This window comes from Caproiciproducens galactitolivorans (assembly GCF_004768785.1).
Taxonomy (GTDB): Bacteria; Bacillota; Clostridia; order Oscillospirales; family Acutalibacteraceae; genus Caproiciproducens; species Caproiciproducens galactitolivorans.
Genome location: NZ_SRMQ01000017.1, coordinates 1 through 26982 on the forward strand (window position 1 = coordinate 1; position 26982 = coordinate 26982).

The 26982-nt window shown below is 47.5% G+C and carries 26 protein-coding genes, 1 tRNA gene and 4 pseudogenes; 12 read left to right on the forward strand and 19 right to left on the reverse strand.

The genetic code is table 11. The features are described 5' to 3' along the window. Positions 1 to 549: 549 nt before the first annotated feature. A tRNA-Trp gene (locus tag CAGA_RS11805) sits at positions 550 to 625 on the reverse strand. A gap of 200 nt (positions 626 to 825) precedes the next feature. Between CAGA_RS11805 and rpsU the strand changes: the two genes are divergently transcribed. The 9 genes from rpsU to CAGA_RS11850 all read left to right on the forward strand — a co-directional run bounded on the left by rpsU (position 826) and on the right by CAGA_RS11850 (position 7741). Then, on the forward strand, positions 826 to 1002 hold the full coding sequence (rpsU, locus tag CAGA_RS11810) for a 30S ribosomal protein S21 (RefSeq protein WP_135661068.1): 177 nt from the start codon (positions 826 to 828) through the stop codon (positions 1000 to 1002). Between the two features lie 93 nt (positions 1003 to 1095). Beyond that, positions 1096 to 1611 carry a YqeG family HAD IIIA-type phosphatase gene (locus CAGA_RS11815; protein ID WP_135661070.1) on the forward strand — a complete coding sequence of 172 codons (516 nt, stop codon included), beginning with the start codon at positions 1096 to 1098 and terminating at the stop codon, positions 1609 to 1611. A gap of 12 nt (positions 1612 to 1623) precedes the next feature. Beyond that, positions 1624 to 2061 (forward strand): type II 3-dehydroquinate dehydratase, encoded by a 438-nt coding sequence (aroQ, locus tag CAGA_RS11820; RefSeq protein WP_135661072.1) that lies wholly within the window; start codon positions 1624 to 1626, stop codon positions 2059 to 2061. A 75-nt stretch (positions 2062 to 2136) separates the two neighbouring features. Further along, positions 2137 to 2694 carry an elongation factor P gene (gene efp, locus CAGA_RS11825; protein ID WP_135661074.1) on the forward strand — a complete coding sequence of 186 codons (558 nt, stop codon included), beginning with the start codon at positions 2137 to 2139 and terminating at the stop codon, positions 2692 to 2694. Between the two features lie 46 nt (positions 2695 to 2740). Then, positions 2741 to 3160: a CD1247 N-terminal domain-containing protein gene (locus CAGA_RS11830; RefSeq protein ID WP_135661076.1), complete on the forward strand. Its 420-nt coding sequence runs from the start codon at positions 2741 to 2743 to the stop codon at positions 3158 to 3160. A gap of 124 nt (positions 3161 to 3284) precedes the next feature. Then, complete coding sequence (locus CAGA_RS11835; protein ID WP_135661078.1) at positions 3285 to 4334, forward strand: ABC transporter substrate-binding protein; 1050 nt, start codon at positions 3285 to 3287, stop codon at positions 4332 to 4334. A 163-nt stretch (positions 4335 to 4497) separates the two neighbouring features. Next, entirely contained in the window at positions 4498 to 5094 is a 597-nt protein-coding gene (locus CAGA_RS11840) for an ABC transporter permease (protein WP_243113034.1), read from the forward strand. Positions 5095 to 5108: 14 nt separating this feature from the next. Further along, complete coding sequence (locus CAGA_RS11845) at positions 5109 to 5738, forward strand: ABC transporter ATP-binding protein (RefSeq protein ID WP_243113035.1); 630 nt, start codon at positions 5109 to 5111, stop codon at positions 5736 to 5738. 335 nt (positions 5739 to 6073) lie between these two features. Further along, entirely contained in the window at positions 6074 to 7741 is a 1668-nt protein-coding gene (locus tag CAGA_RS11850; RefSeq protein WP_330566996.1) for a polysaccharide biosynthesis protein, read from the forward strand. Between the two features lie 174 nt (positions 7742 to 7915). On the opposite strand, the gene CAGA_RS13015 is transcribed toward CAGA_RS11850, so the two are convergent. The 4 genes from CAGA_RS13015 to CAGA_RS11870 all read right to left on the reverse strand — a co-directional run bounded on the left by CAGA_RS13015 (position 7916) and on the right by CAGA_RS11870 (position 9936). Next, positions 7916 to 8038 carry an integrase core domain-containing protein gene (locus CAGA_RS13015; RefSeq protein WP_407932293.1) on the reverse strand — a complete coding sequence of 41 codons (123 nt, stop codon included), beginning with the start codon at positions 8036 to 8038 and terminating at the stop codon, positions 7916 to 7918. Between the two features lie 228 nt (positions 8039 to 8266). Next, positions 8267 to 8629, reverse strand: a complete 363-nt coding sequence (locus tag CAGA_RS11860; RefSeq protein ID WP_413814397.1) for an IS3 family transposase — start codon at positions 8627 to 8629, stop codon at positions 8267 to 8269. A 183-nt stretch (positions 8630 to 8812) separates the two neighbouring features. Beyond that, positions 8813 to 8983, reverse strand: coding sequence for a hypothetical protein (locus CAGA_RS12760; RefSeq protein ID WP_207669585.1), 171 nt, complete (start codon positions 8981 to 8983; stop codon positions 8813 to 8815). Positions 8984 to 9285: 302 nt separating this feature from the next. Continuing rightward, positions 9286 to 9936: an HAD family hydrolase gene (locus CAGA_RS11870; RefSeq protein WP_167875236.1), complete on the reverse strand. Its 651-nt coding sequence runs from the start codon at positions 9934 to 9936 to the stop codon at positions 9286 to 9288. Between the two features lie 285 nt (positions 9937 to 10221). Here CAGA_RS11870 and CAGA_RS11875 point away from each other — a divergent pair. Next, positions 10222 to 10695: pseudogene (locus tag CAGA_RS11875) on the forward strand (IS110 family transposase); the annotation flags it as partial. Positions 10696 to 10869: 174 nt separating this feature from the next. Next, positions 10870 to 11092, forward strand: a pseudogene (locus CAGA_RS11880) (integrase core domain-containing protein); the annotation flags it as partial. 77 nt (positions 11093 to 11169) lie between these two features. Here CAGA_RS11880 and pfkB read toward each other — a convergent pair. The 13 genes and pseudogenes from pfkB to CAGA_RS11945 all read right to left on the reverse strand — a co-directional run bounded on the left by pfkB (position 11170) and on the right by CAGA_RS11945 (position 25013). Then, the gene (gene pfkB, locus CAGA_RS11885; RefSeq protein WP_135661086.1) at positions 11170 to 12108 is read right to left on the reverse strand and encodes a 1-phosphofructokinase; all 939 of its coding nucleotides are present in this window, start codon (positions 12106 to 12108) and stop codon (positions 11170 to 11172) included. 23 nt (positions 12109 to 12131) lie between these two features. Beyond that, positions 12132 to 13181 carry a galactitol-1-phosphate 5-dehydrogenase gene (locus CAGA_RS11890; protein ID WP_135661088.1) on the reverse strand — a complete coding sequence of 350 codons (1050 nt, stop codon included), beginning with the start codon at positions 13179 to 13181 and terminating at the stop codon, positions 12132 to 12134. Positions 13182 to 13205: 24 nt separating this feature from the next. Continuing rightward, a complete protein-coding gene (locus CAGA_RS11895; RefSeq protein WP_135661090.1) occupies positions 13206 to 14054 on the reverse strand; it encodes a class II fructose-bisphosphate aldolase in 849 nt (282 codons plus the stop codon). A 3-nt stretch (positions 14055 to 14057) separates the two neighbouring features. Then, positions 14058 to 15746, reverse strand: a complete 1689-nt coding sequence (gene ptsP / locus CAGA_RS11900; protein WP_135661092.1) for a phosphoenolpyruvate--protein phosphotransferase — start codon at positions 15744 to 15746, stop codon at positions 14058 to 14060. Between the two features lie 61 nt (positions 15747 to 15807). After that, complete coding sequence (locus tag CAGA_RS11905; protein ID WP_135661094.1) at positions 15808 to 16068, reverse strand: HPr family phosphocarrier protein; 261 nt, start codon at positions 16066 to 16068, stop codon at positions 15808 to 15810. A gap of 50 nt (positions 16069 to 16118) precedes the next feature. Continuing rightward, on the reverse strand, positions 16119 to 17489 hold the full coding sequence (locus CAGA_RS11910) for a PTS galactitol transporter subunit IIC (protein WP_135661096.1): 1371 nt from the start codon (positions 17487 to 17489) through the stop codon (positions 16119 to 16121). 53 nt (positions 17490 to 17542) lie between these two features. After that, positions 17543 to 17824 (reverse strand): PTS galactitol transporter subunit IIB, encoded by a 282-nt coding sequence (gene gatB, locus CAGA_RS11915; RefSeq protein WP_135661098.1) that lies wholly within the window; start codon positions 17822 to 17824, stop codon positions 17543 to 17545. Then, complete coding sequence (locus CAGA_RS11920; RefSeq protein ID WP_135661100.1) at positions 17821 to 18291, reverse strand: PTS sugar transporter subunit IIA; 471 nt, start codon at positions 18289 to 18291, stop codon at positions 17821 to 17823. The genes gatB and CAGA_RS11920 overlap by 4 nt, the downstream gene beginning before the upstream one ends. Before the next feature lie 21 nt (positions 18292 to 18312). Then, positions 18313 to 20403: a BglG family transcription antiterminator gene (locus tag CAGA_RS11925; protein ID WP_135661101.1), complete on the reverse strand. Its 2091-nt coding sequence runs from the start codon at positions 20401 to 20403 to the stop codon at positions 18313 to 18315. 504 nt (positions 20404 to 20907) lie between these two features. Continuing rightward, positions 20908 to 21124: pseudogene (tnpA, locus tag CAGA_RS12880) on the reverse strand (IS200/IS605 family transposase); the annotation flags it as partial. A 536-nt stretch (positions 21125 to 21660) separates the two neighbouring features. After that, the gene (locus CAGA_RS11935; RefSeq protein ID WP_135661103.1) at positions 21661 to 23436 is read right to left on the reverse strand and encodes an oleate hydratase; all 1776 of its coding nucleotides are present in this window, start codon (positions 23434 to 23436) and stop codon (positions 21661 to 21663) included. 123 nt (positions 23437 to 23559) lie between these two features. Next, positions 23560 to 24144: a TetR/AcrR family transcriptional regulator gene (locus CAGA_RS11940; protein ID WP_135661105.1), complete on the reverse strand. Its 585-nt coding sequence runs from the start codon at positions 24142 to 24144 to the stop codon at positions 23560 to 23562. Between the two features lie 89 nt (positions 24145 to 24233). After that, on the reverse strand, positions 24234 to 25013 hold the full coding sequence (locus tag CAGA_RS11945) for a polysaccharide deacetylase family protein (protein ID WP_243113037.1): 780 nt from the start codon (positions 25011 to 25013) through the stop codon (positions 24234 to 24236). Positions 25014 to 25147: 134 nt separating this feature from the next. On the opposite strand from CAGA_RS11945, the gene CAGA_RS11950 reads away from it, so the two are divergent. Further along, positions 25148 to 25732 carry a thymidine kinase gene (locus CAGA_RS11950; protein WP_135661109.1) on the forward strand — a complete coding sequence of 195 codons (585 nt, stop codon included), beginning with the start codon at positions 25148 to 25150 and terminating at the stop codon, positions 25730 to 25732. A 113-nt stretch (positions 25733 to 25845) separates the two neighbouring features. Here the strand turns inward: CAGA_RS11950 and CAGA_RS11955 are convergent. Beyond that, positions 25846 to 26764, reverse strand: a pseudogene (locus CAGA_RS11955) (IS256 family transposase); the annotation flags it as partial. Between the last annotated feature and the right edge of the window lie 218 nt (positions 26765 to 26982).

Consider the following 26982-nt stretch of genomic DNA (forward strand, 5'->3'; position numbering starts at 1 on the left):
ACGCAAACACCACCCAGCAGATCAGCGGCGTAATCATGTCGCTGGGTGCAGTAATCGCGTACATAGTAGGCGAGGGGCTTGTGGATTCCGCAGCAGCCGGAGCAAGCAATACGCCGGATGAAGTAACGAAGCAGGAATAACGAAGGAATCCCCCGTTGGCCGATTTATCTGGAACACTCCAAAATTGGCTGGCGGGGGATTTTTTGCTTTATGGGGTTTTTGTTAATAAAGGACGAAAATCAAAAAAGATTGGTTGATGGGATATTTCTATAATTATACGAAATAAGTTATAGTTATACTTTACAGATATGCGTTTGGCGGAGGATAAACCCGTCTATGGTGACTGTCTAGCAGATACTGTTTAGGTTAGTTATTTCCACTTTTGATCATGAACGAGGGCGTTTTGTGTTGCATTTCGTGTTGCATGTGTTGCATTTTTTAATGTATTTTTGTGTTTTAATCAATATAATAGTCCGATATAAAATACTCTGAAAACGTGAAAAACCCGCATGAATACTGAAGAAATCAGCGTTCGTGCGGGCTTTTGATTGGCAGGGGCAGAAGGACTTGAACCCTCGGCACGTGGTTTTGGAGACCACTGCTCTACCAACTGAGCTATACCCCTATCTAAGTGTTTTAAGTTGCGCTTAATATTCTATCATTTTCCCTTTTTTATGTCAATACTAAATTCTACACTTTTAGTAACTTATGCAAAGTTTAACAGATTAGGCTTGACATATTCCGGCACAGTATGTATAATGATTTTTATGTAATATGACTTACACGAATACCCCTGCCGTATGGCGGATGGGAGGGAAAAGATAAATGGCTGAGATTAGAATTAAAGACAACGAGTCTCTGGACAGCGCCCTGAGAAGGTTTAAGAAGCAGTGCGCGAGAGCGGGAGTCATTGCTGAGGTTCGTAAGAGAGAAGCTTATGAGAAGCCTTCCGTTAGACGTAAGAAGAAATCCGAAGCAGCCCGCAAGCGTAAGTATAAGTAAGCTGGGACAGAAAAACAAATGTCATAGGAAAAGCGGGCTTGATTGCCCGCTTTTTTAGCTTGATTTTCATTTCTGCGAAACGGAGGTATTGCTTTGGCATTATTTTTGCCTACCACTGCTGTGGATAAGGTGTTGGATATTACTCCGGAGCTTATTCGCGCTATGAAAGCCAGGGCTATTATACTGGATGTGGACAATACGCTCGCCGTTCATGGATCGCAGGAGCCGTTTGAGGGAACGATTGAATGGACCCGTACCATGCTGGAAAATGGAATTGATATTATTATTATGTCAAACAATTTTAAACGGCGTGTTGCGCCCTTTGCCGCAAAATACGGGCTGCCGTTCATGTATCTTTCCTTGAAACCCCTTCCACTGGCCTATCATCGCGCAATACGAAGAATGGGCGTAAAACACAGCGAGGTTGTTGTTGTCGGGGATCAGGTTTTTACGGATGTGATCGGTGCGAACCTGTCCTTTATGAAATCAATTCTTCTTGTCCCCACGGGTAAGGAACAATCAATATCCTTTGCAATCCGCCGCTTTTTAGAAACTCCGATCCGATACATAGTGAAAGCCACGAAACGTGGGAAAGAATACTTTGAATAAGGGGAAATCAGGATGGGCAAAAAAAGAGTTCTTGTTCTTCTCGGGCCAAACCTGAATATGGTCGGTGTGCGTGAGAAGGGTGTTTATGGGGATGAAACAGCGGAAAGCATTAACCTTCAAATTGTGGAAAATGCAAAAAAGTTGAATTATGACTGCGACATTTACCAGTCCAATCATGAGGGCGATCTGATCGACAAAATCCATAGTGCAAGCGGGGTTTATCATGGCGTCGTTATTAACGCCGGGGCCTTGACGCATTACAGCTATGCGCTGCGGGATGCCATTGCAAGCGTTCGGATTCCTTTTGTGGAAACACATATGAGCAATATCTATGCGCGCGAAGATTTCCGCCATAAAAGCGTAATTTCGGAAGTGTGTGCCGGGCAGATTGCTGGATTTGGAAAAAACAGTTATTTTCTTGCGCTCGCTGCGCTGAAGGATCTTATGTAGGGCAAAAATATCTTGAAAAAATATGTGAAATATTATAAGATATGAGATGGAAAAACTAGTTTGGAGGATAAAATCATGATATCAGCAGGTGATTTTCGAAACGGCGTTACCTTTGAGTTAGACGGCAACGTTGTATCTATTATTGAATTTCAGCATGTTAAACCGGGTAAGGGCGCGGCTTTTGTCCGTACAAAAATCAGGAATGTGATTACCGGAAGCGTTACGGAAAGAACATTCAATCCGAATGATAAGTATCCGACCGCGTTTATTGAGCGCAGAGATATGCAATATCTTTACAACGACGGGGATCTTTATTATTTCATGGACTCGGAAACTTTCGAGCAGATTCCAATTAACAAGAGCGTTTTAAGTGATAACTTTAAATTTGTTCAGGAAAACATGATCTGTAAGGTTCTTTCCTATAAAGGCAACGTTTTTGGAGTTGAGCCGCCGAATTTTGTCGAACTCAAAGTTACAAAAACAGATCCCGGCTTCAAGGGTAACACCGCAACAAACGCATTAAAGCCTGCTACAGTTGAAACCGGTGCGCAAATCAATGTTCCTCTGTTTATTGAGGAAGGCGAAATGATTCGTATTGATACGCGCACAGGCGAATATATGGAGCGCGCGTAACCAACAATAAGCTTGTTATAAACAAGCTTTATAAGGAGGTATAATTATGACAAACAAAGAGAAGGTCTCCTATATTCGCGGACTGGCTGAGGGCCTGGAGCTTGATGAAAGCAAAAAAGAGGTCAAGGTGATTAATGCGATTATTGACCTGCTTGACGACATGGCTCTTTCTATTGCGGAGATGCAAGAAAGCTTTGATGATATGACAGATCAGCTTGATGCTGTCGATGAAGATCTGGGAGCTTTGGAAGACGATTTCTATAGTGACGATGATGATGAGGACGACGACGGGGAATGCTATTATGAGGTAACCTGTCCGAATTGCCATGAAACCATATGCCTGTCGGAGGATATCGTTGAAGACGGCCAGATGGATTGCCCGAATTGTGGCGAGTCGCTGGAATTCGATCTTGACGAAGACGGCTGCGAATGTGGTTGCGATTCCGACTACTGCGATCACGAATAATTCAAAATTTCTTTATGTTTTGAAAGGGAGCACTGCGTGAGCAGTGCTCCTTCTAGCGATTGGCATTTGTTTCTTTCTAAAAATAAGAAATAGATACTTTTGCTTGTGTTAAGAGGAGAAAAGAATGAATTTAACGAAGAAATTAACTGCATTTTCTTTGACAGTATGTATGTTAGCATCGGTATTGTCCGGTTGTACGGGTATGTCTTCGACTGCTTCTAGCCAAGCGAGTGCGCCGGAACCGAGCCGGCCTGCTTCCAGCACACAATCCGCCTCGCGGAAAACAACGATAAAAATTGCCACACTAAAAGGGCCGACAGGGCTGGGCATGCTTCAGCTTATGAGCAAGAACGATGCCAAAACCGCAGCGGAAGCGTATGAATTCACACTTGTAAATTCACCGGATGAAATCGTGTCGAAAATCTCTAAGGGCGAAGTCGATGCGGCTGCGGTGCCGACCAATCTTGCGGCCGTGCTATATAATAAAACGAACGGGAAAGTCCAGATGGCCGCAGTAAACACGCTCGGCGTCTTGTCCATCTTGACGAACGGGGAAACCATCAACAACATAAAGGATTTAAAGGGCAAGACGGTTTATTCCTCCGGCCAGGGGTCTGTTCCGGAGTACGCGTTTAACTATATCCTGAAGCAAAACGGGTTGACCGTCGGCAAGGACGTTCAAGTGGAGTATAAAGCGGAGCATGCGGAGCTGGCTGCGCTGGTTATCGCCGGAAAGGCAAAAATTGCCCTGCTGCCCCAACCATTTGTCTCACAGGTAATGGCGAAGAACAAGAATGTGAAGGCTTCGCTGGATTTGACAAAAGAATGGGATACCGTGTCCGGTGGAAAAAGTGTGCTCACGATGGGCTGCTTAATTGTCCGCAAGGATTTTGTGGAGAAGAATAAGGCGGCCTTTGACACATTCCTTGACGAATATAAACAGTCGACGGAGTTTACCAATTCCAATATAGAGGAAGCGGCCGCGCTGTCGGAAAAATATCAGATTATGCCAGCGGCGGTTGCGAAAAAGGCGATTCCAAGCTGCAATATCGTCTATATGGACGGCAAGGAAATGAAAACAAAAATTCCTGATTTCTTAAATATTCTCTACACAGCCAACAAGAAGTCCGTTGGAGGTAGTTTGCCGGGTGAAGACTTCTATTACAAAAAATAAAGGATTGTTTCGGTACAAAACAATAAGGAAGCTGTTTGCCGCCGTATTTTGGCTTTGTGTATGGCAGCTGATTTATTTCGCAGTTCGGCAGGAGATACTCATTGTATCTCCTGTTCATGTTTTGCAAAAACTCATTGCTCTTTCCAAGGAGAGCACTTTTTGGTTGACCGCATTCTTTTCCATGACCCGTATTTTGGAGGGCTTTCTTCTCGGAATTTTTACGGGAAGCCTATTGGCGATTTGCACATGCGTTTCCAGCATGTTGTATGATATTTTTCATCCGGTAATCAGCATCATTAAGGCTACGCCGGTCGCTTCCTTTATCATCCTCGCGCTGGTCTGGATTCCTTCCGCCCATGTGCCGGCCTTTACCTCTTTTTTGATGGTCACGCCGATTGTGTGGGCAAACGTGTTTCAGGGAATTGAGAAAACGGATGAAAATCTGCTGCAAATGGCCGCTGCTTACCGGTTCGGCACGGTAAAGACGGTTCGGCGCGTGTATATTCCCTCCATTATGCCGTATTTTACGGCTGCCTGCACAACGGGGCTGGGCCTTGCGTGGAAAGCGGGCATCGCCGCGGAAGTGCTGGCAAATACCCCTTTATCGGTCGGCGGCCAGATATACAATTCGAAAATTTACATTGAAACCGACAGCCTGTTTGCGTGGACGGTTGTAGTTGTTGCCATGAGTGTGCTTTTGGAATGGCTGATGGTCCGTTTTATGAAAACGATGGGACAAAAATATAATGTTGAGCAATGATGGGAAAGTGTAAATTGGAAATCATCAACCTTACGAAAACATATAATGACAAAAACATATTTGATCATTTTTCCTTAACCCTGCCGGAAAAGGGGACAGTCTGCCTTTACGGCCCTTCTGGGTGCGGAAAAACGACGCTCTTAAATTGCATAGCGGGCCTGGAGCCCTATGATTCCGGCGTGATTGCCGGGGTGGAAAAACGAAAAATAGCGTACCTCTTTCAGGAAAACCGGCTTTTGCCTTGGATTTCCGCGGCGGAAAATATTGCAGCCGTTCTTCGGGGCAATGAAATACAAAACCGGGAAGAGGCGAGAATTTGGATGCGGCTTGTGGGCTTGGAAGGAGAGGAAGACAAACTGCCCGCACAGCTTAGCGGCGGCATGAAGCGCCGTGTGGCGATTGCCCGCGTGCTTGCGTACGGCGGAGATCTCTTTCTGCTGGACGAGCCTTTCCGGGGGCTTGATCCCGAAAGCAAGGAGCAAATGATCTCTCTCATTAAACAGAGAACCAATGATGCGCTGAAAATACTGGTAACACATGATAAACAGGAAGCGGAAATTCTTGCGGATATTACTTATATTTTGAGCGGGCCACCAGTTAAAATTGACAAAAAAATTGAGAGAAATTTGCAAGAGGTTATGTAGTTAATCAATTCTTCATAATTTCGCCCTTTCTTTCGTAATAGGTTTGTGTTATACTAAACCGGTTAAATTTCTTTTGGTAGGAGTATATTCACATGAAGAATCGAAAAGCAACATTTGGAAATTCTTTCATACAAATTATAATAGATATTCTCTGTGTGTTTTTCAGCTATTGGATTGCCTTTATTTTGCGTTATGATGGCCAGATTTTTCCCAGAGACTATGATTTAGAGTCTTTTAGAGCGTGGATGCCCTGGATAATCGGTATTTATATCATCAGCTTTTTTTTATTCCGTTTTTATTCAACAATGTGGCAATTCGCAAGCCTGGACGAGCTTTTGCTAATCTTTTATGGGACAACCTTTGCCGCTCTGATTGTTACAATTACAGGTTTTACTTTTTCCCAGCAGATATCCTGGCAAATCCTGCATGTCCGGCGTTTCCCGTGGGGCGTTTACATTATGGCTTGGGTAATTGCCATTTTTCTGGTTGGCGCGTCGCGGTTCAGCTTCCGTTTGGTTCGGCGGATGAAGCGGAAAAGCCAGATTAACAAGCAGGATCCTGAAGAGTTCCACCGCGTTATGGTTATCGGCGCGGGGGAAATGGGTTCCATGGTTATCAAGGATATGAAAAACGCGCCGGAAAGCAAGGGGATTCCGGTTATCGCAATTGACGACGACCGGCGGAAAAGAGGGACGCGGATTCATGGCGTAAAGGTCGTGGGCGGCCGGGAAAGTATCCCCAAAATGGCGGCTCGGTATAATATCGACCAAATCCTCCTGGCAATCGCGTCAGCAAAAAAAGAGGAAAAGCAGGCTATCCTGAATATCTGTGCAAAAACAGGCTGCCAGCTGAAAACCATCCCCGCGCTTTATGAAATCATTGAGGACAGCGCCGATCCGCTTAAAATACGCGATGTGGATATTATCGACCTGTTGGGCAGGGACGAGATCCATTTGAATACAGAAGAAATTAGCGGATACCTCAAAAACAAGACCGTACTGGTGACGGGCGGCGGCGGATCGATCGGCAGCGAGCTTTGCCGCCAGATAGCTTACTTTAATCCGAAAAAACTGATCATATTTGATATTTATGAAAACAATGCTTATGATTTGCAGAATGAACTTTTGATGCGCTTTAAGCATTTGAATCTGGAAGTCCTGATTGGCTCCGTCCGCGACAAAGCCAGAATCGAGCATATTTTTTCTGTTTGCAGGCCGGACGTTGTTTTCCACGCGGCGGCGCACAAGCATGTGCCGTTGATGGAGCTCAGCCCGGGCGAAGCGGTGAAAAATAATGTTTTTGGTACGCTCAATGTCGCGGAGATGTGCGATAAATTTGGCGTAAAGCGCATGGTGCTGATTTCTACGGACAAAGCGGTCAACCCGACCAATATTATGGGTGCGACCAAGCGCATATGTGAATTGATTATTCAGTATTACAGCCGGCACAGCAAAACGGATTACGTGGCTGTCCGCTTCGGCAACGTGCTTGGCAGCAACGGCAGCGTGATTCCGCTTTTTAAAAAGCAGATTGCGAACGGCGGCCCGGTTACCGTAACACATCCGGATATCATCCGTTATTTTATGACCATTCCCGAGGCGGCCCGGCTGGTTATTCAGGCGGGCGGAATGGCGCACGGCGGGGAAATCTTTGTTTTAGATATGGGGCAGCCTGTAAAAATCGTTGATTTGGCGCGCAATTTGATTCGCCTTTCCGGTTTGCAGCCGGATATTGACATCAAAATCGTGTATACAGGTCTCCGTCCCGGTGAAAAGCTGTATGAAGAGCTGCTTTTGGACAGCGAAGGAGGATGCCAGAAAACAAGCCATGAGCTGATTTACATCGGCACCCCGATCCCCTTTAATGAAGAAACCTTTATCAGCCAGATTGAGCAGCTTAGAAAGGTTGCCGGTGTCGATAATGTGAAAATGATGGAGATTGTCCACGAGTTAGTGCCAACGTATACCGGCCATGCCGAGCAAACGGATGCACTTGCAAATTAAGCCTTGAAATAAATCCAAAGAGAAACCCGCAGGCAATGAATGAATGGACTGTACCCGATTGAACAGACAAAGGGATAAAAGCCTTGTCGCAGAATAGCTCAGATTTAGGCGGCCTTGCTCCGTATTTCGGACGGAGTGAGGCCGTTTACGTCATAATTGTAAAATTGCACATATTCAGCTACTGCCTGTTACTTCAGCGCGACTGGAAAACTTGGTACGGTATAAACATTCCGTTTTTAGCGCACCAAAGAAATTTTCCATAGCTGCATTGTCATATGGACAACCGGGGCTGGACATGGATGACTGAAGGTACTCTTGACTCAGGTCAAAGTATGCTTGAGAGGTGTATTGAGATCCTTGGTCGCTGTGGAGAGTAAGTCCATCAGCGACTTTCTCTTTTTGTAAGGCGTCTCGGCTCGGATGGTATCAGTCACTAGTGAGGCAGTCATATCATTACACCGATACGATAGGCCAAAACCATTTTGCCACACAGGTTTACTACCGCACATAGATACAACATTCCTTTTACAGTAGGAATGTAGGTAATATCGGTAACCCAGAAATGATTGGGCAAGGATTGCTCAAATATTCTCTGCAACAGATTTGGATATTTATGTACTGCTTGTTTGTAATGCACATATGGCCGACGCCGACGTATTTGTGAAAGCAAGTCATACTTCGCATGATGCGCAGAATGGCTTTTAAGTTGACGTTCTTTCCGGTCTGCCGCTGAATCCAACGGCGCACTCGGCGGCAACCGTAGGTTTGTTTGCAGCGCTGTTGACAATCCAGTATCAAATCCGTTAACCATTGATCCTTCGCTGCTTTTGTTTGTCGGTTTCGCCAAGCATAGTAGCCACTGCGGGAAACCTCAAGCGCATTACACATGGCCTCAATGTTATATTTACCACGGAACCGTTCAATGACACGATATTTTAGCTTCACTTCCTTCCAACTTCGGATAGAAAATTTTGCAGTAATTCTACTTTCATCCGCAATTCAGCCAATTCGTTGTTATAACGTGTTTTTTCGTCCGCTATGTTTTTTCGTGGCCTGCCTTTAGGAAGAGGTTTATACCCGTTGGCAATCAAGCGCGCCTTCCGATGTTGGCGGCTGTCCAAACTGTTTGATTTGATATTTTGTTAGTCCATAGCTTTCTCCTATTTCTCGGTTCGTTTCTCCAGCTACCTTTCGACGGAATACCTCGCTTAACATTTCTAATTTTGTATATTTTCTGGGCATAAAATTACCTCCTGTTGTACTTTCCATTCTACAACAGGAGGTCTCTTTTTTTACTGTCTGTTTTCTGGGGGATAGTCTACTGAACTATTCTGCGACAGGGTTTTTATTCCTTTGTCTGTTCAATCGGGAACAGTCCACACATAACGGCGCTTTGGCGGCTTTTTCTTCATGCTTGAATCTTTTACACAGAAGGATCCCTCCAACCCGTACAGTGTGGAGGAGCGGCTTTACCATGCCTTGGATATTCACGACGATTTTAGGAAGTACGGTCATCGAATCGCCGCATGGCTTTTTTTACGCCTTTATTCTTGATGAAAGCCGGAGACAAGCAGCTGGAGGACACACCGCAGAACGTCGTGCGGGGAATTTGCCGTAAAATCAGCGCCGGCGACCTCCGCGCGTCCGTATCCGTAAAGGCAGCCTACAAACGGAATCCCGTTCTGCCGTGCGGCGTCGCTGTCAAACCGACGGTCGCCAACCATGCAGGCGGCGTCCGGCCGGACTTTTTCGAGCAGGCGGCACAGCGAATCCGCCTTGGTTCCGTTGCCCTCCAGCGGCTGAATCAAATCGATCAGGCCGGTCAGATGAATTGCGTCAAGCACATCTTCGATGTGCGCCTGGGTAGCATTGGAGCACACAGCCGTCAGAATGCCCAAATTCCGCAGGTCCTGCAGCATTTTTGCCGTTCCATCGAATGCCTTTCCGTATTTTTTCATCAGATCGGATTCGTTCCGGACGATTTGACGGGAATACGCGCGACAGATCTCCGGACTGCACCCATCCAGAAGCCTTTTTTCAATCTCTTGGGGAGAAAGGCCAATCAGCGCGATGATCTCTGCGTCGGACACATCGGGGCGCCCCAAGTCCAGAAGTGTCTTTCGGTATGCCTTTACGGCGTAAAGCTCTGTTTGATTCAAAGTTCCATCCACGTCAAATATTGCCAGCCTTTTCATATACCATCCTCCTTGTATAATGTATTTGGGTTTTAAAGGGTACCCATAACCCTTGAAAGCTTGGCCATTATGGGAGATAATGGCAGTCTGGGAAAGAATGGCGTCGTGTGCCTCCCTTGGGCCGTGGGCTCGTGATTGAAAGCCTGACGCCTCTTCCGGTAAGCAGGCCGCGAATAAGTTGGATGTCGCGGAGCAACGCTCCGGTCTCGTATCTCCCACAAGGCTGCGGCACTTAGCGGTAAAGAGGAAAACACTCGCCCAAATACAAAGACGAAGGACGCCGCCATGAATTATCTTAGAATAGATATAGGCAAAAACAACCATGTAGCCAGCATGATAGGCGAGGACGGGAAACCGGTGTTCCGCGCTTTTTCCTTTTCGAACGCCACGGAAGGCGCGGAGAGCCTGTTTGCAAAGCTGGAGGCCCACAACGTCCATAAGGACGAGCTTGAGATTGGTCTGGAAGCGACCGGTCATTACTGGCTGCCGGTATATTCATACCTTCATGACAAGGGCTGCAAAATCCATGTAATCAACCCCATCCAGACGGGCGGATGGCGCAAGGGCGTAGAGATCAGGAAACGCAAAACCGACGTCATAGGCTCGATGCTGATCGCCGAGTTTGTGCGCTACGGCGATTTCATTGAGGCGCGGTTGCCGGAAGAGGCTATTTTTTCGCTCAAGAACCTGACGAGATTCCGTAGCTACCTGGTTGATTCCATCGGAGATCTTAAGCGCAAGGTTATCTGCGTGCTTGATCAGGTATTTCCGGAATATCAAAGCGTTTTTGTCGATGTTTTCGGAAAAACCTCAAAGGAAATCCTGCTTCAGTTTGGCAGCCCTGCGGAATTGGAGGAGGTTTCCGCCGAAACACTCGCCGAGCTGCTGGCTGATCTGAGCCGCAGGAAGATTGGCTTTGAGAAAGCGGAGAAGAACAATCTCATTGAGTCCTTCAACAACCGCTTTAAGGCCTGGTACAAAACTAAGCGTGGGTTTCATTTCATTTGAATCTGCCAATGCTACCATTGCCGTTTTTATATTCTTCTTTAATTTCATTCGTCCGCACCAAGGTCTTGGTGGCTTAACTCCCGCTCAAGTCGCTGGAGCTAATTACAATCCCAATGTCAAAAACTTGTTTTCTTTAGCTTCTTCATGAAATTTTGTGCTTTTTTGCAGGATACTTTACCTATCTTTTCATTTTTACTTAATAGTGCCCACGGGAAAGCTTCCCCGCTAGATATCGTCCAGGCGCCGGATATTGACAAGGGGACGCAGCTGCTGCAGATCTTCCGGTCGGATGCTGCCCGTCGTTATAGTGGCGGCGTTTGCGGCGGCCGCCGCAACGCCGATACGGAGGGTATCCTCAAAAGAATATCCGCGCGCAAGGCCGACGGCGAATCCGGCAACCATACTGTCGCCGCAGCCCACGGTGTTCACCACATCAACACATGGCGAATCACACAGGAAAATTCCTTCCTCGCACGCCGCCAAAGAGCCCTTTTCGCCCAGCGAAATGATAACGTTCGCAATCCCCCTACGATTAAGCACGAAAGCCGCGCGCTGCAGGCTTTCGAGTGAAACATCGGGAAGGTCGCAAAGTTGCCGGATTTCATCCGCATTTGGCTTGATCAGGGTCGGGCGAAACACCAGGCTCTGTTTTAGCGGTTCGCCGCTGGTATCGAGAATTACTTTTTTCCCCTGTTCTTTGGCAAGTGAGATGAGCATTCCGTAGTACTCGGCGGAAACTCCCTGCGGAAGGCTTCCTGAAAGCACCGTCACGCTGCAAAGGGGCAGGTACTTTTTATAGCGCTCCAGAAATGCCTGCTGTTCGGCCCCGGAAACTTTTGCGCCAGGTTCCAGAAACTCCGTGTGCTTTCCCGTCGCAAGGTCAACCACATTGATGCAGGACCGTGTTTCGCCTTCAATTTTTACAAAGTCGGATGCAATTCCATCCTTTTCGAGCAACGATTGAATGTATTCTCCGGAAAAGCCGCCGAGAAAACCGGTCGCCAGCACTTTTTCGCCGAAAGCGGCGGCTACGCGGGAAACGTTCAGCCCTTTTCCACCCGCTGTAGGAATGGCCTGCCGAACGCGCATTACGGAATTCAGTTTTACCTCGTCGACCATATACATCTTGTCGACCGAGGCGTTTAACGTAACTGTCAGAATCATGTTTTACTCCTGATAATACGGGTTCAGTCTTCGTTGATCAGCATGATCTTCCCTTTGACTTCGCCTGGAATTTTAAAAAGCTTGAACGCCTGTGCGGCTTCGCTCATCGGGAAACGCTTGTAGATCAGCTTCGGGTCGTATTTCAGTTTGCCATTGCTGAAGCATTCTGCCGCTATGATCCATTCATCCCCTGGGAACGGCGCGCTGTAGCTCATCCAGGAACCGGTCAGACGGAATTCCTTGCGGTTCATCAGCTCGAATTTGCGCCAAGGGAATAAAATGTCTATGCTGGATGTGCCAATAAAGCAAACACTCGCTTTGTTGGAGGCAATATCGAACGCGATGTTCATGGTGGCGTTCTGCCCGGCCGTTTCAAAGACAAACGGGAAGCCCTTGCCGCCGGTCATTTCCCTGATCTGTTCCATAAAATCTTGATCATTAGTATTAATCACCACATCTGCCCCGAGGTTTTTCGCAAGCGCGAGCCTTGAATCGCTGATATCGAAAACGACAGCCCTGCGCGCACCAAAAATTTTTGCCCATTGCATGGTGAACAATCCAACCGTACCGCCGCCCAGAATTGCGACGTCTTTCCCACCGTGGAACCCGGCGCATTTTACGCCGTGCAGTCCGACTGTGGCGGGTTCAAAAAACGCGCCTTCCTCAAAAGGAACGGAGGCGTCAAATTTGACGACATTCCTTGCAGGCACCTTCACAAAGTCCGCGAAGCTGCCGAACAGGCTTGAACCGATAAATTTATAGTGCTTGCATAGGGAAAAATTCCCTTTTTGGCAATCGTCACATTTCATGCATGGAACCAGCGGGGCGGCAGTAACATGTTCGCCGACTTTGATATTTTCCACACCTTTTCCAACTTCTGAAACAATACCGGAAAATTCATGTCCCAGCACGATGGGGTAATAGTGCGCCGCACACGCGTTTACACGCGGAATATCGGAACCACAGATTCCCGTTGCCTTCACATGGATAATCACTTCGCCTTCCCCGGCTTTCGGGGTTTCAATCTTTTCATAACGAAGATCTTCCTGATTATGTAAAACAGCCGCTTTCATGATTGCAGTATCTCCTTTGCTTTCTTAAACTTTTCCATCGCAGCCACAGATCTTCATGCGTTCCATGACCTGCTTCTTGACGGCCTCACGCGCCTTTGCTCCGTATTTTTTAGGGTCAAACACGGCGGGGTTCTGGTGCAGATACTCTTTTACGGCATCGCTGAACGCAATGCGCAGCTCCGTCGCAAAATTCACCTTGCAGATGCCGCAACTCACGCAGTTTCGTATATCTTTGTCCGTCAGGCCGGAGGCGCCGTGCAGCACCATCGGAACGGCGAGGACTTTACGCAGTTCGGCAATCAGCTCTACATTCAGAACTGGCTTCGTTTGGTAAATCCCGTGCGCCGTACCGACCCCGACGGCCAGGGAGGAAACGCCGGTTTCCGCAACAAAGCGTACGGCTTGCTCCGGATCGGTATAGTTGACACCGGAGCCTTCGGTATCGTCTTCCTTTCCGCCAACCTTACCGAGTTCGCCTTCCACAGGGACCCCACAGGGGGCGCAGGCAGAAACGACGTATTTTGTAATCGCGATATTTTTCTCAAGAACCTCTTGGGAACCGTCGATCATAATGGACGTGTAACCAGCACGCAGTGCCTGAACGGCAAGTTCATAGCTGTTGCCGTGATCAAGGTGAATGGCGACAGGGACAGAGGCATTCTTCGCAGCCGCGCTTACGTTTGCGTAATAAAGGTCGACACCGGCGTACTTTATCGTACCGGGGGTTGTCTGAATCATGACCGGTGCGCGAAGCTCTTCAGCGGCGGCAATAATCGCCTGTACCATTTCCATATTTTCCGCATTGAACGCACCGACAGCATAGCCGCCTTTCTGTGCGTCAAGGAGCATTTGTTTCGATGTTGTTAGTGGCATAAATCATTTCCTTTCTTTTAAAAGCCTGCGAACCTCTTTCGGGGAAACACACCGGCAAACGCGCTCGGAAAACGACTGCGCCTCGTCGCGGCGGCTGGCGCGGATGAGATAGCGGATTTCGGGAATCCGCGAAGGCGACATGCTGAATTCGTCCAGTCCAAAGCCCAGCAGCAAGGGAACGGCATCCGCATTTCCTGCGAATTCCCCGCACATGCCAACCGGAATGCCGTGACGATGCCCCGCCTCTATGACGCTTCGGATGCTTCGGATGACAGCAGGGTGAAAGGAATCATACAGCTGTGCCGTTTTCTTATTCCCGCGGTCTACTGCAAGCATGTACTGTGTAAGGTCGTTTGTGCCGATGCTGAAAAAATCGGCATAATGAGCCAGATCGTCAGCGCAGAGCACGGCGGCGGGCGTTTCCACCATGATTCCGGTTTTGATGTCTGGATCAAAGGCAATGCCACGGCGGGTAAGTTCCGCTTTACATTCCGAGAGAACGGCGTTTGCTTCCTCCAACTCGCCAACCGAAATAATCATCGGATACATAATGCTGATTTTTCCAAACGCGCTGGCACGCAGGATGGCAAGAAGCTGTGTTCGAAAAATATCTCTTTGCTCCAGTAAGATACGGATGGCCCGCCAGCCGAGAAAGGGGTTTTCTTCTGTTTCCATCTGGAAATAAGGTAGGGCTTTATCCCCACCGATGTCGAGGGTGCGGATAATCACTTCGCCTCCGCACAGTTCGGCGGCGCATTTGTACGCAACGAACTGTTCTTCTTCCGTGGGGAGATGGTCGCTTTCCATATAGAGAAATTCGCTGCGTAGCAGGCCGATGCCCTCGGCGCCTTCGGCCGTTGCTTTCTTTATATCCTCGAGATTCCCCGCGTTTGCGTATAGGCGGACCCTGAAGCCGTCTGCCGTTTCCGGGGGAAGGTCGTTTGTTTGCTTCAGCATTTCAAGACGCTGCCGGTACTCTTTTTCCCGGCGGGAATACTTCCGAATTGTTTCCTCATCGGGGGAAATGACAATCCGTCCGTCCAGCGCGTCGACGATCACGTCGTCGCCCGCTTTTACCTCATCCATTGCGCTGCCGACGCCTACCAGCGCGGGCAGATTCATGCCGCGCGCCATAATCGCCACATGGCTGTTTTCACCGCCGGTTCGTGTAACAAAACCGGTCACGGATTGCAGGTCCATATTTGCTGTATCGGACGGGGTAAGCTGATCGGCAAAAAGAACCGTTTTCCCGCGAATCCCCGCGAGACTATCTTCTTCCAAACCTTTAAGAGCCAGCATGATTCTCCGGCAGACATCTTTGATGTCGACAGCGCGCTCCCGAAAGAAGTCGTCGTCAATGCTTTGAAATGTTTCCTGTATTTCCGCCGACGTTTCTTCCAGCGCAAGTTCGGCATTTTTATGTTCTTCAATAATTTTTTTGACTATGCTGTCCTGAAGGGCCGGATCTTCCACAAGATCCAGATGAACTTGAAAAATTTCAGAGTTCTCTGCGAGAACGCTGATTTCCTTTTTAACTTTCTCTTCCGCACGTCGGTAGCGATCAAGCTCGGCGCCAGTCTGATCGCACCCGATCAGACCGGCGGAGGCTTTTAGGCTTACTGGTTTATAGAAGAAGGCTTTTCCGGTTGCAATTCCTGCGGAAGCAGTTTTCCAAATTTGGATAATTTCCATTTTTATTTCTCACTCTCCTGAACAAGGCGGAATTCCGGCTGATGCGCGAAACCGCAGCCATTCACTCTTTCAGGCTTTTCAAAAATTCGACAATTTCCGGCAGAGCCGTTTTTTCATCTTCTCCGGAAACCTGCAGTTCAACGGTAGTTCCCTGTTTAATTGCCATACTCAGAAGATTAATAATGCTCGCGCAATCCGCTTTGCCGGTGTCTGTAATTAGGAACACCTTGCTTTTGAATTTTTTCAGGAATTTGCAGAACTGGGAGGCCGGCCTGGCGTGCAGGCCGGTTGGATTGCTAATTGTTACTTTTTGTGAAACCATACAGGACTTCTCTCCTTAAACCGTAAATGCTGAGATATAACCTCTCTTTTTTAATTCTGCGAATCCGCTTCTTTCTTCGCGTTCATTTTCTTGCGGTACTGAACATATGTAAAAGCGATGCAGAAAATATACAGGGCTCCGATCGCGATCAGACCGGGAACGTTCGTGGTGTGGAAAGCTTGGGTTAAGATGTAGGTTATCGGGCAGCCGCCTTGGTCCAGAGCGACAATTTCAGAGCTCTTGTTCAGCAGATTGGAATTTGCCGCTTTGGCAAGGGCAGTCGTGAGCGGGATGACCTGATTGGCGATCCAGATGGTAATAAACATGATAATCGAGCCGGAAATCAAGGTGCGGAACAGATTTCCCTTATGGATTCCGACCGCAATGGCAATGAAGAACCCGATGGTTGCAAGGTCTCCAAACGGAAGGATTCGGTTGCCCGGAACGATCATAGCGATTAGAATAGTGAGAGGGACAAACAGCAACCCTGCGGAAACAACCTGTGAGTCACCCAGCAGGATGGCCGGGTCAAGCCCAATGTAGAATTTTGCTCCGTGAAAGCGTTTTGCCATCTTTTCTTTTGCAACTTCAGAAATCGGCATTAAGCCTTCCATAATGCACTTAACCATCTTGGGCATCAGAACCATGACGGCGGCCATCTGCACGCCGAGCTGCAAAGCACCCTTCACGTCATAGCCGGCTAAAGCGCCGATCAGGCAGCCGAGTACCGTGCCGATAATCATGGGCTCGCCGATAACGCCGAATTTCTTCTGAATGATGTCGGACGTAATGTTGATTTTGTTTATGCCGGGTATCCTGTCAAGCGCCCACTCCACCGGTACGGCAAACGGCGCCATGAACGCGGAGTCACCGTGCGGAATACAAACGCCTTCGAGTTCAAAATAATCTTCGATGACGGGAGCAAACCAGTCGCCGAATTTAAACGCGAGAAAACCGTGAATGCATACGGCCAGGATGCCGAGCATATAGTTTCCGGTGGCAAGGTGAACAAGGGCGCCGGTAAATGCAAAGTGCCAGATATTCCAGATGTCAACGTTGACAACATGGGTCATCTTCAGCAGCAACATGACAACGTTCAGCAGAATTGCAACCGGAATGGCGGCAATCGCTATGCTGGAAGCCCAGGTCAGCGGGGACATCCCCGGCCAACCGATATCAATTACCTGAAGGGACATTCCAAACCGTGTGGACATTGCCTGCGCCGCAGGGCCGAGGTTGTCGTTCATAAGGGTTACGATGAGTCCAATTCCGACGAATCCAACACCAAGGATAATACCGGAACGAATCGCTTTCCCAAATTTTACGCCGAAAATCAGACCAATAATGGTAATAACGATCGGCAGCATGGCGGAAGCTCCAAGAGCTACAAACCACTTGACCGCATCAAAGATAAATTCCATAATGTTCTCTCCTTCCGATTTTGTTGGCCTCGCTCAGGAGGCCGGCCAGTTGGTTAACCTTTCAAGACATCAAGGATTTTCTGCTTGAGTTCCTCTTCTCCGACTCCTGAAATGAAAGGCATCCCGCTGATGACGGGTACGCCCAGATCCTGCTTCAGACGCGAGGTCGGCACAATAAGGGAGACCCCGTCCAAATGAGACCGTATTTCAGAAATCCTGCATTGAATAATCTCAATGTCAATACCGTTCTCCTTGCAAAGATCCACAACCTTGTTTGCCGCAACCGTAGAGGTTGCCACAGCACCTCCGCAGGCCACAATCACTTTCTTTTTCATGTTTTTTCCTCCTTCCCTTTGATGATGTGAATAACTTCCTCCGGCGATTCTGCAGATATCAGCTCGCGGAGAATGCTATTGTCCTGTAAAATTTTCAGCAATGCCTGTACCTGATTCAGATGCGCCTCGGTATCCCTGATGGCCATTGCGACGACTAGGGAAACGTTTACGATTTCTCCTTCGTCACCGCCCATTACCTCAAAGGAGACGGGCTTTTTCAGAACGGCGATCGCCATGGCGGATTTGAGCACGTGTGAAGCGTCCGTATGGGGAATCGCCACTCCAATTTCGCCCATATCAAGGCCGGTGGGGTATTCTCTTTCCCGGTCCTTCAGCGCTTGTATATAAGTATCGCGGCAGTAGCCTTCCCGAATCAAAAGACTTCCGAGGGTTTGGAAGATTTCCTCCCGGCTTTCCGCCTCAGAATTAGTAACTATCAGCCTCTTTTTCAATGTTTTCCAAATCAAATAATTCAACTTCTTTCGTTGTTACTGTGCAATGCGGGATTCGTAGATCCGTATAATTTCCGCCGCCACATCCGGAGTTGCCGCCACGTGAAGCTTTGCCTTGAACTCGTCCATTCGGAGCAGGTTCACAAGATTGAAAAAAGCCTTCAAATGGCTGTCAGAATCCACGGCGCTTAGGCAGCAGACAAACTCAACGGGGTCAAATTCCTCGTTGCCAAACGGAACAGGGTGCTTCAGCCGCAAAAGGCTCATTCCCATTTTTTGACTGCCGTTACCAAGCCCAGCATGCGGAACGGCAAAACCCGGCGAAAGGACAAAATACGAACCGTTCTCTCTCATATTCTGAAAGATCGCTTCAATGTACTGCGGCAGGATATATCCCTGCTTTAGCAAAATGTCCGCCGATTGCCGGATTGCTTCGTCGCTGCAACAGCACTCGACGTCAAGCCGGATCTTATCCGGAGAGAGAAGCTGGCAAAGCATTGCTGTCCCATGCTCCGTACGTTCTCCAAAGTATTCGGCGGCCGCTTTTCGGACCCGCAGGATAATCGCTTCGGTAGCGTCCTCCTGTGGAATCAGTTCCGAAAGTATGGGTTGAAGCTTTTTCATCAGCCCCTCCGAAGTAAGTCGCTTCTCAGGAAGGTCGGTTGTCCTTGCGGGATGCTTGGAATCTAAATATCTGCAGATTTTCAGGTAATCCCCGTCATCCAGGAAGGGACTGACCTGAATATAATCAATGCCGCAGTTTTTAACGGGCACCGTGGAGATGATAAAGTCAATACCGGCATCCTTCAATGTATCTGCATTGTGGGCTGCCACTACCGCGGCAATGTCAAAACTGAAACGCTTCTGCAAGCGTTCGACCAGCAGTTCGGAGGTTCCAACACCTCCTCCGCAGGCTACGGCAATTCTCGCCCTTTTCCGGCTTCCCCGTTTTCTTTCTATGGCTGCGCAGATATGCATTGCCAAGTATGAAATTTCATTTTCGCTGATGGTATGGCGGATATAATCCTCCAGTATCACAGCTTCTTTTTTTGTGACCCTCATCACATCCGAATAATTCTGGGCAATCAATTCCGTTACAGAGCTCTGAGGCAATGAGGCAAACCGGTTCCGCAGGGTCGCCTGAAGATGATTTTCCAGGTTTTTATAAAAGGTAAAATCGGACGTCAGGTCGATACTGAGGTTTTCCGAAATGTTCCGGATAAATTTGGTGGCAATCACCTGAATTTCCACAGAACTTTCATGAGCGCCTCCCCTGCGAGCCGGGGAAAGTTCCCTAAGAATTTCACTCAGAAACTGGATTTCCGATTTCCGAAGCGGTAGATGAAAATAATCGGTCGTATAAGCGAGAAGATTCTTTGCTAGCGGATAGTTGGCGTCCTTAAGATCTTCTCTCTCCTCAGCAAAGTTTCCGGTACTCATCCTGCCGATGGATACGATTAAACAGTAAACAAGAGTGGCAAAGGCGGTATCAGTAAAGCGCAGACCGTTTTTTCTCTCTTCGGTTTTGATGATCTGCTCAATGGTTTGTTTGTCGCTCTCGTTCCTGTCAATTAGCGACAGAATCATATTATAAAAAGGACCATACTGTTTACTGGAGAGACCGAGCTTAGCAAGGGCGATATCAATAATACAGTGTCTCCGCGCCCGTTCTGAACCAAGCAGGCGGATTCCTTTGTTTGGGCGGGATTCCACCTCCAAATTCCGGGAACGAAGCAGCTGCTTTACAGAATCAAGATCGTTTATCAATGTTGTCCTGCTGACAAACAGCTCTTCGGCAACGCTGGTTAAGGTTACAAAGTTGTCCGAAAGGAGGAGAATCAGAGAAAAGGCAATTTTCCGCTCCTCTTTGGAGAGCTTATAGGCGTAGAAATCATTCCGCTTAATCAGATTCAGAATGGGCTTTTTCTCGCCATAATAGACGATGGCTCCGTTTGAACTGATATTAAAGGGAGGTAACCGGTTGTCACAGAGAATTCCGTTTATCGTTTTAAGATCGTTCCGTATTGTGCGCTCGGAAACATGGTATTTCTGAGCGAAAAAGGGAATTCCTCCATCACCGCCTTTGCTGATAATATCGTTCATGATATCGCTGACTCGTTTGTTCATGGTTGATCACCCTTACACCTTAAGTATATATGGTAATATAGACTAAAAAAAGTCTAAGTATCTTCAATTTTTTTGGAAACAAAATGTACTATTCGTCTTAGTTTCCTATATTCCATTCACCGAAGGTTTATTTCCAACCTTGCCTTCCGAAGTTTCACAAATATCATAGTTGCCTTTTCCTCTTAAAAATATCCCATGAGGCAGGAAAAGTTATATTGAAGCGAAACCGACAGGAAAAGATGTACTAATGGTTTTTTCTGCCACAGAGGAACTCTTCCGCTTGTCCGAGACTTACCACCCGTCATTATATCAGAAAGGCCTGCTCTTTATTGAAAGCGCTGAATTCACCCGCAAAAGCACCAGTCAGAACCCCCGGCAAGCCGGGGGCTTGTGTAAGCCCTAGAAGGGCATAATACCGGCTAGCCTCTTAAGAGGCGCCTGAAAGGTCTGACCAACGTATCGACTTTCTCAGGCCGCCCCTCAAAGGGCTATTTTTTATGCCTACTTTGGCGGTATGTTTACAAGCATATGAATATGATCTGACAAGTTTCTGCCTGAATAATTTCTACTCCTTTTTCATCACATAACTTCCTCAATATCCACCCAATATCTTTTTTTATTCACCATACATCGCCATCCATCTGAACTTTGGTGCGAATACGATATGATATTGATATCTCCATGTTGTATGCTCTAAACTTTTAATGTTTTTCTCTTTCATGAGAAGACCTCCCTGCTATTTTTGATGTGGTTGGCCAAACCTTCATCTTATTTTAGCAGGGTGTTTGTTTGGCTAAAGCCATCTACGATTCCACCGGCTAAGCCAGTAGTTTATTTCGGTTTGACAATAAAAAACGGAGAACAGTTTGTCCTGTTCTCCGTTTTTCTTACTCCGCATCTTTTCTGGAATTCTCTTTTTCAAGAAAGCATCTGGGTTCACCGACTCACTTCGTCATCACTTCATCGACCTGATTCTTATTGTATCCGTGCAGAAAAGCTCTGCCAAATGTGATACTCTCCAGTTTCTCAGGATCATAATTCATCCTATCCGCTCCTCCTAAACTTTACTGAACCGAAATCATTCCTACCTTATGAGTATTCAGCAAACGTACTTCCCAAACTTATTTCCGAACAGACATTAAAGGCTTTCGTATTCCAAATTTAGGGCTCCGGATCGAAAACGCCAAACGATCCGGCAAGTTGCTGTAACCCTGCCGGATCGTTTGATTTTTGAGGAGATGATAAGGAATGGTGTAATTAGATTACGCCGTATTTTTTCAGCAGCTTTTCAATATCGGTTCCAGCGATCGTCTTCCCGATCTCTTTTATCTTCATGCGTTCCGCCATACCCATGTTCATATCGGTCAGCTTTTTGCCGTCACGAAGCTGAACGGTTGCATTCAGCAGATCCCGCACGTCATAGGTGCTGCCCCATACCTCCGGCACGCCGCGGTCAATATTCAGCAGTGTGTAAACGGCTTCCATACCGGTGCGGATGGAGTATTCCGTGGTAAAGATCGTGTCGCGCACGGTTTCGGCAAACTGGCCCAGGAATGCAAAGTTCACGCTGCCTTCCGGAACCACCGCGGGCCGGTCGCCCTTCCTTCTGGGCATGAAGAAGGCTGTAACATAAGGCATCATCACCGGTACTGTGTTCGCGCTGTGCTCCGCCATGTCCTCAATCTCGTTTTCCGGCACGCCGATGTGGTAAAGCCATTCCATGCAGATTTCCTTACCGGTGCAATCGCGCATCGGTTTTTTAATATAGTTGCCGGGTTTATCGCTGAACAGGGCGTAAATCCAGCCTACAAGCTGATCCTTCGGCTGGCTGTGGAACTGCGGCTGGCGGTTGAAGGTCCAGCTCATGAGCCAATTAGAGTCTTTCACGGTAACGATGCCGCCCGTAACCACCCTTCCGGAGAACGGGTCTCGTTTGCAGATTTTCTGCACATACGGCGGTATACGGCCATCAAGTGTCGTCACGGTAGCGGACATCCAATTGCTCTGCTCGGGGTTAGAGCAGAATTTGTCCGGGTTCCCGAACGACGAATCCTGTGCCGCAATCTTTCGCCACATATCCCATCCGCCGCCCTCGCGGATTTCCCAGTCGAAAGAAGCGGGTTCATTCTGACTGCCGATGGAGGAATTTTCAACGCAGCCTCCGTTTGTGATGAAAACCAGGTCGTTCTCGGTTAAATCAATCGCGTCCTCCGCTCCTTCACGGATCACGTCAATGCGTTTGGCAATTTTCCTCTCCTTTTGGATATCAAAAATCACGTTAAGTACCTTAACTTTATAGTGGAACTGGACATCATGCGCTTCCAAGTATTTGATCATCGGCAGAATCATGGACTCATACTGGTTATATTTTGTGAAGCGCAGCGCTCGAAAATCGGGCAGGCCTCCAACGTGGTGGATGAAGCGCTTTAGGTAAAGCTTCATTTCGAGCGCGCTGTGCCAGTTTTCAAAGGCAAACATTGTGCGCCAGTACAACCAGAAGTTTGAATTCAGAACCTCGTTGTCAAACACTTCTTCAATCCGCTTATCATAGAGCTGTTCGTCCGGTGTGAAGAATAAGTGCATGATTTCCATGGCACCCTTGTCGGAAAGGCCGAATTTGCCGTCCGTATGGGCGTCTTCGCCGCGATTCACCGTGGCGCGCATCAAAGAATAGTTGGGATCATGTTTGTTGAGCCAATAATATTCATCAAGCACGCTGACGCCTTCGGTTTCAATCGAAGGAATCGACCGGAACAAGTCCCACATACATTCAAAATGGTTATCCATTTCACGTCCGCCGCGCATAACGTAACCGACGTTGTCGTATTTATAGCCATCGCATGCACCCCCGGGGATGGGGTCTTTTTCCAGAATATGTACCCGCTTGCCATTCATTTGGCCGTCGCGTACAAGGAAACAGGCCGCCGCCAGCGCTGCAAGACCGGAGCCGATAATATATGCCGATTTGCGATCGACGCCTTCCGGTTTTTCCGGCCGCGCGAATGCTTCGTAATTTCCGCTGGAATAATACATACACAGGACTTCCTTTCTGAATTTGATTGTGCCTTTATTATATTTCAACCTGTTGAAAAGACTCAATAAACAGAAATGCCGCTATGATCAAATTTTGATCATAGCGGGCAAATTGTATGAAATTTAGTCATTTGGGTCGATTTGTTTAATTTTGTCGCTCCGGAACCGATCCAAGGCCAAGGTGATATTGCCGCGGATCAGTAAATCCAACCTTTCAACAATCTGCCGTGGGTTTTCCCTCATATCCTTTTTAATCCAGTCGAGCAGCAGTCCGACAAACCCGTATTTATAGAAATCAGCAATAAATTTCTTATCCTCCTCGCTGACTTTCATTCCGACCGCCTTTTCCTCTACCACACCGATAATCAGATCGTAAGTGAGCTTGTAAAGGTATAGCTCCACCTGCTCGCGGCTGACTGAGCGGTACACATTGATGATAAACGGCCTGTTTTCGATCACCGCTTCAAAAATCTGCAGAAAGCCCTGCTGCCAGGTATCATAAGTCTTTTTGTCGCCGAGCGCTTTTTCGGCGTCCTCCAGACAGCACCATTCCACCAAATCATGAATATCCTTAAAGTGGTAATAGAAGGTCATGCGGCTAATCCCGCAATCCTCAGCAATATCGGCAATCGTAATTTTATCCAGCGATTTTTTCCGAAGCATCCTTTTCAAGGATTCTTCAAGCGCACGTTTTGTTATGTATGACATGGCAAATCCTCTGCTTTCAAACACTATCCTTCCGGACGCATTTTAAAACCATCCAACCGGGAGGTCGTTTTTATTATAATCCAGTCTGTTTATCGCGCGGCATTTCCGTCCGGTATCTGCATTCCGGAATTGTCGATTGTGTAATGGTTTTTATAAATCAATTGCGACACCGGGACAATCTGATACCCTTGTTCCTGCAGCGCTTCAATCACAGCCGGCAAAGCCGTCGGCGTATTTTTCGCCCCATTATGGAATAAAACGATGGAACCGGGCTTAGCCTGCGACGTAATGCGTCTTACGATGGCGCTCGGCGCTGGATTTTTCCAGTCAAGGCTGTCGACATCCCACTGTATGCAATACATATTCTTTGCTTTTACCGTCTCCATTAAGGCGTTATCATAGTCCCCGTACGGGGGGCGGAACAGAATTGGGCTTACGCCGGATGCTTTTTTTATTTTATCATTACAATTGCCGATCTGCGCCGCCATTTCGTCCCGGGAAAGCTTCGGCATATGCGGATGGGTATCTGAATGATTGCAGACTTCATGGCCGGCCGCGGTAAGCGCTTTTACGGATTCGGGATATTTTTCAGCCCACGCGCCGACGACGAAAAAGGTTGTTTTTACCTTGTACCTCTGCAATATGTCTATTAAGGTCTGCGTTAGATCATTTCCCCAAGCCGCGTCGAAAGAGAGAGCGATTTTCTTTTCATCCGTCTTCACGCAATAAATCGGAATCATACGCTGATTCGACGACGCCGTCAGCGCCGCTATACCTTGAAAGGCAAGAAAGACTGTCAGAACACCGCAAAGCAGGCAACAGAGAACCGTCAGCATCCGCTTACGCGTCAAAATCAGAATTTTCATCATTTGGCCCCCTTCGGTTTATATATATGCAGCGATTTGAAGTTAGAACCGAGAAGGCTTTGTATTTTCGAACGGGCTAAACCATGCTATACTATTATAATCTATTATTATAAGATTTTGAAATTGGGGGAATCATATTGCCAAAGCTCTATTTTAAATACGGCGCTATGGCCAGCAGCAAAACTGCGCAGGCATTGATGGTAAAATTCAATTATGAGGAAAAAAGATACCATGTTGGGCTGATGAAGCCTTCCATCGATAATCGGGACGGCACAACGGTCGTTAAATCACGAATCGGTTTACAGGACGAAGGAATATTAATCGAGAAGGACATGAATATTTATGACTGGTATTTGAAAAACAGATATGATGTTTTGATTATAGACGAAGCTCAGTTTTTATCCGCCAAACAAATTGATCAGCTAAAGGATATTGCGATAGAATTTGTACCCGTCCTGTGTTTCGGGTTAAAAACCGATTTTCAAACCCATATGTTTGAGGGAAGCAAACGGTTGTTTGAAATCGCGGATTCCTTAACGGAAATCAAATCGGTTTGCACCTGTGGCAAAAAAGCGGAAGTGAACGCCCGGATATGCAACGGCAAAATTGTCCGGGAAGGCGAACAGGTTCTGCTGGGAGGGAACGAAAGCTACATCGGATTATGTTACGAATGCTGGAAAAAGGACCGGATCGGAATCACGCAAGCTCCGGAACAAAAATAAACAAACCCGCAGTCATTCTGGACTATCCCCCAGAAAACAGATAGTGAAAAAAGAGACCTCCTGTTGTAGAATGGAAAGTACAACAGGAGGTAATTTTATGCCCAGAAAATATACTTAGCGGCCTCCTTGAGCTTCATTGCTTTAAGATCTTCTACAACAGATTTAGCTTTTTCTCTGGCTGCCGTTTTGCTTTCCTGAGCGTGAATCGCTTTCAGCATTTTGGCAACCAGCTCCATTTTTGAACGTGGGACAACGGAAAAGATATTGCGGTAGAAATGAACGGTACAGCGCTGATATTCAGCCTCCGGGAACACTTCGGCAACCGATTCCAGCATACCAAGACATTTGTCTCCGACAATGAGTTTTACGCCGTCCAAGCCACGCCCTTTGAGCCATTTGAAGAACTCTGTCCAGCTGGATTTATCTTCTTTCATACCTTCCCTGGCACCGATGACTTCACGGTATCCATCTTCATTTACGGCGATTGCGATAAGGATGGAGACATTCTCATATTCGCTGCCCCAGTTGCGTTTCAGATAGATTTCATCTAACATAGACGTATGGATATTTGCCGCCCTTCAGGGGACGGTTTCGCCATTCTTCAATATGTACGTAGGCTTTTTTATTCAGTTCACTGATGGTGCCTGGTGACACCTTCGTCCCCCAAAGGGCTTCGGTAATATCCTCTACCCGCCGCACAGAGACACCGGCCAGATACATTTCTATCAGCGCTTCTTCTACGCTGCTTTCTCTTCGGCGATACCGTTCGATAATCGCTGTTTCAAATGGCACCCCTTTGAGCTTTGGTACTTTAAGGCTTACATCTCCGAAAGTTGTTTGAAGATTTCGGGTGTAGTGACCGGAACGATAACCCTGTCGGTTCTCTGTACGCTCATACTTGGCAGCATTCGTTAATTCCGCTGCCTCCTTGTCTTGCAAGCCGTTCAGGGTTTCTTCCACACTATTCCTGACCAAATCTTTCAGTTCCTGCTTAATGATTTCTTCGTTTAACTGTATAATTTTCTCGGACATGTTTACAGTCTCCTTTTGGTGTATTGGTGTGGTAACTTTATTCTACCAAATGACTGTAAATCTGTCCTCCTTTTTATCCTTTTTTAATTTGGATAGAGTACAATAAAGTTCGCAATTTCGAGAAGGTATAGAAAAGCCATTGGGACTCCTTTAAAATGAATGGTGTCAAGACATTCAAAAAGGAGTTGGTCCCAATGACTCAAGGAAAGAATAACACA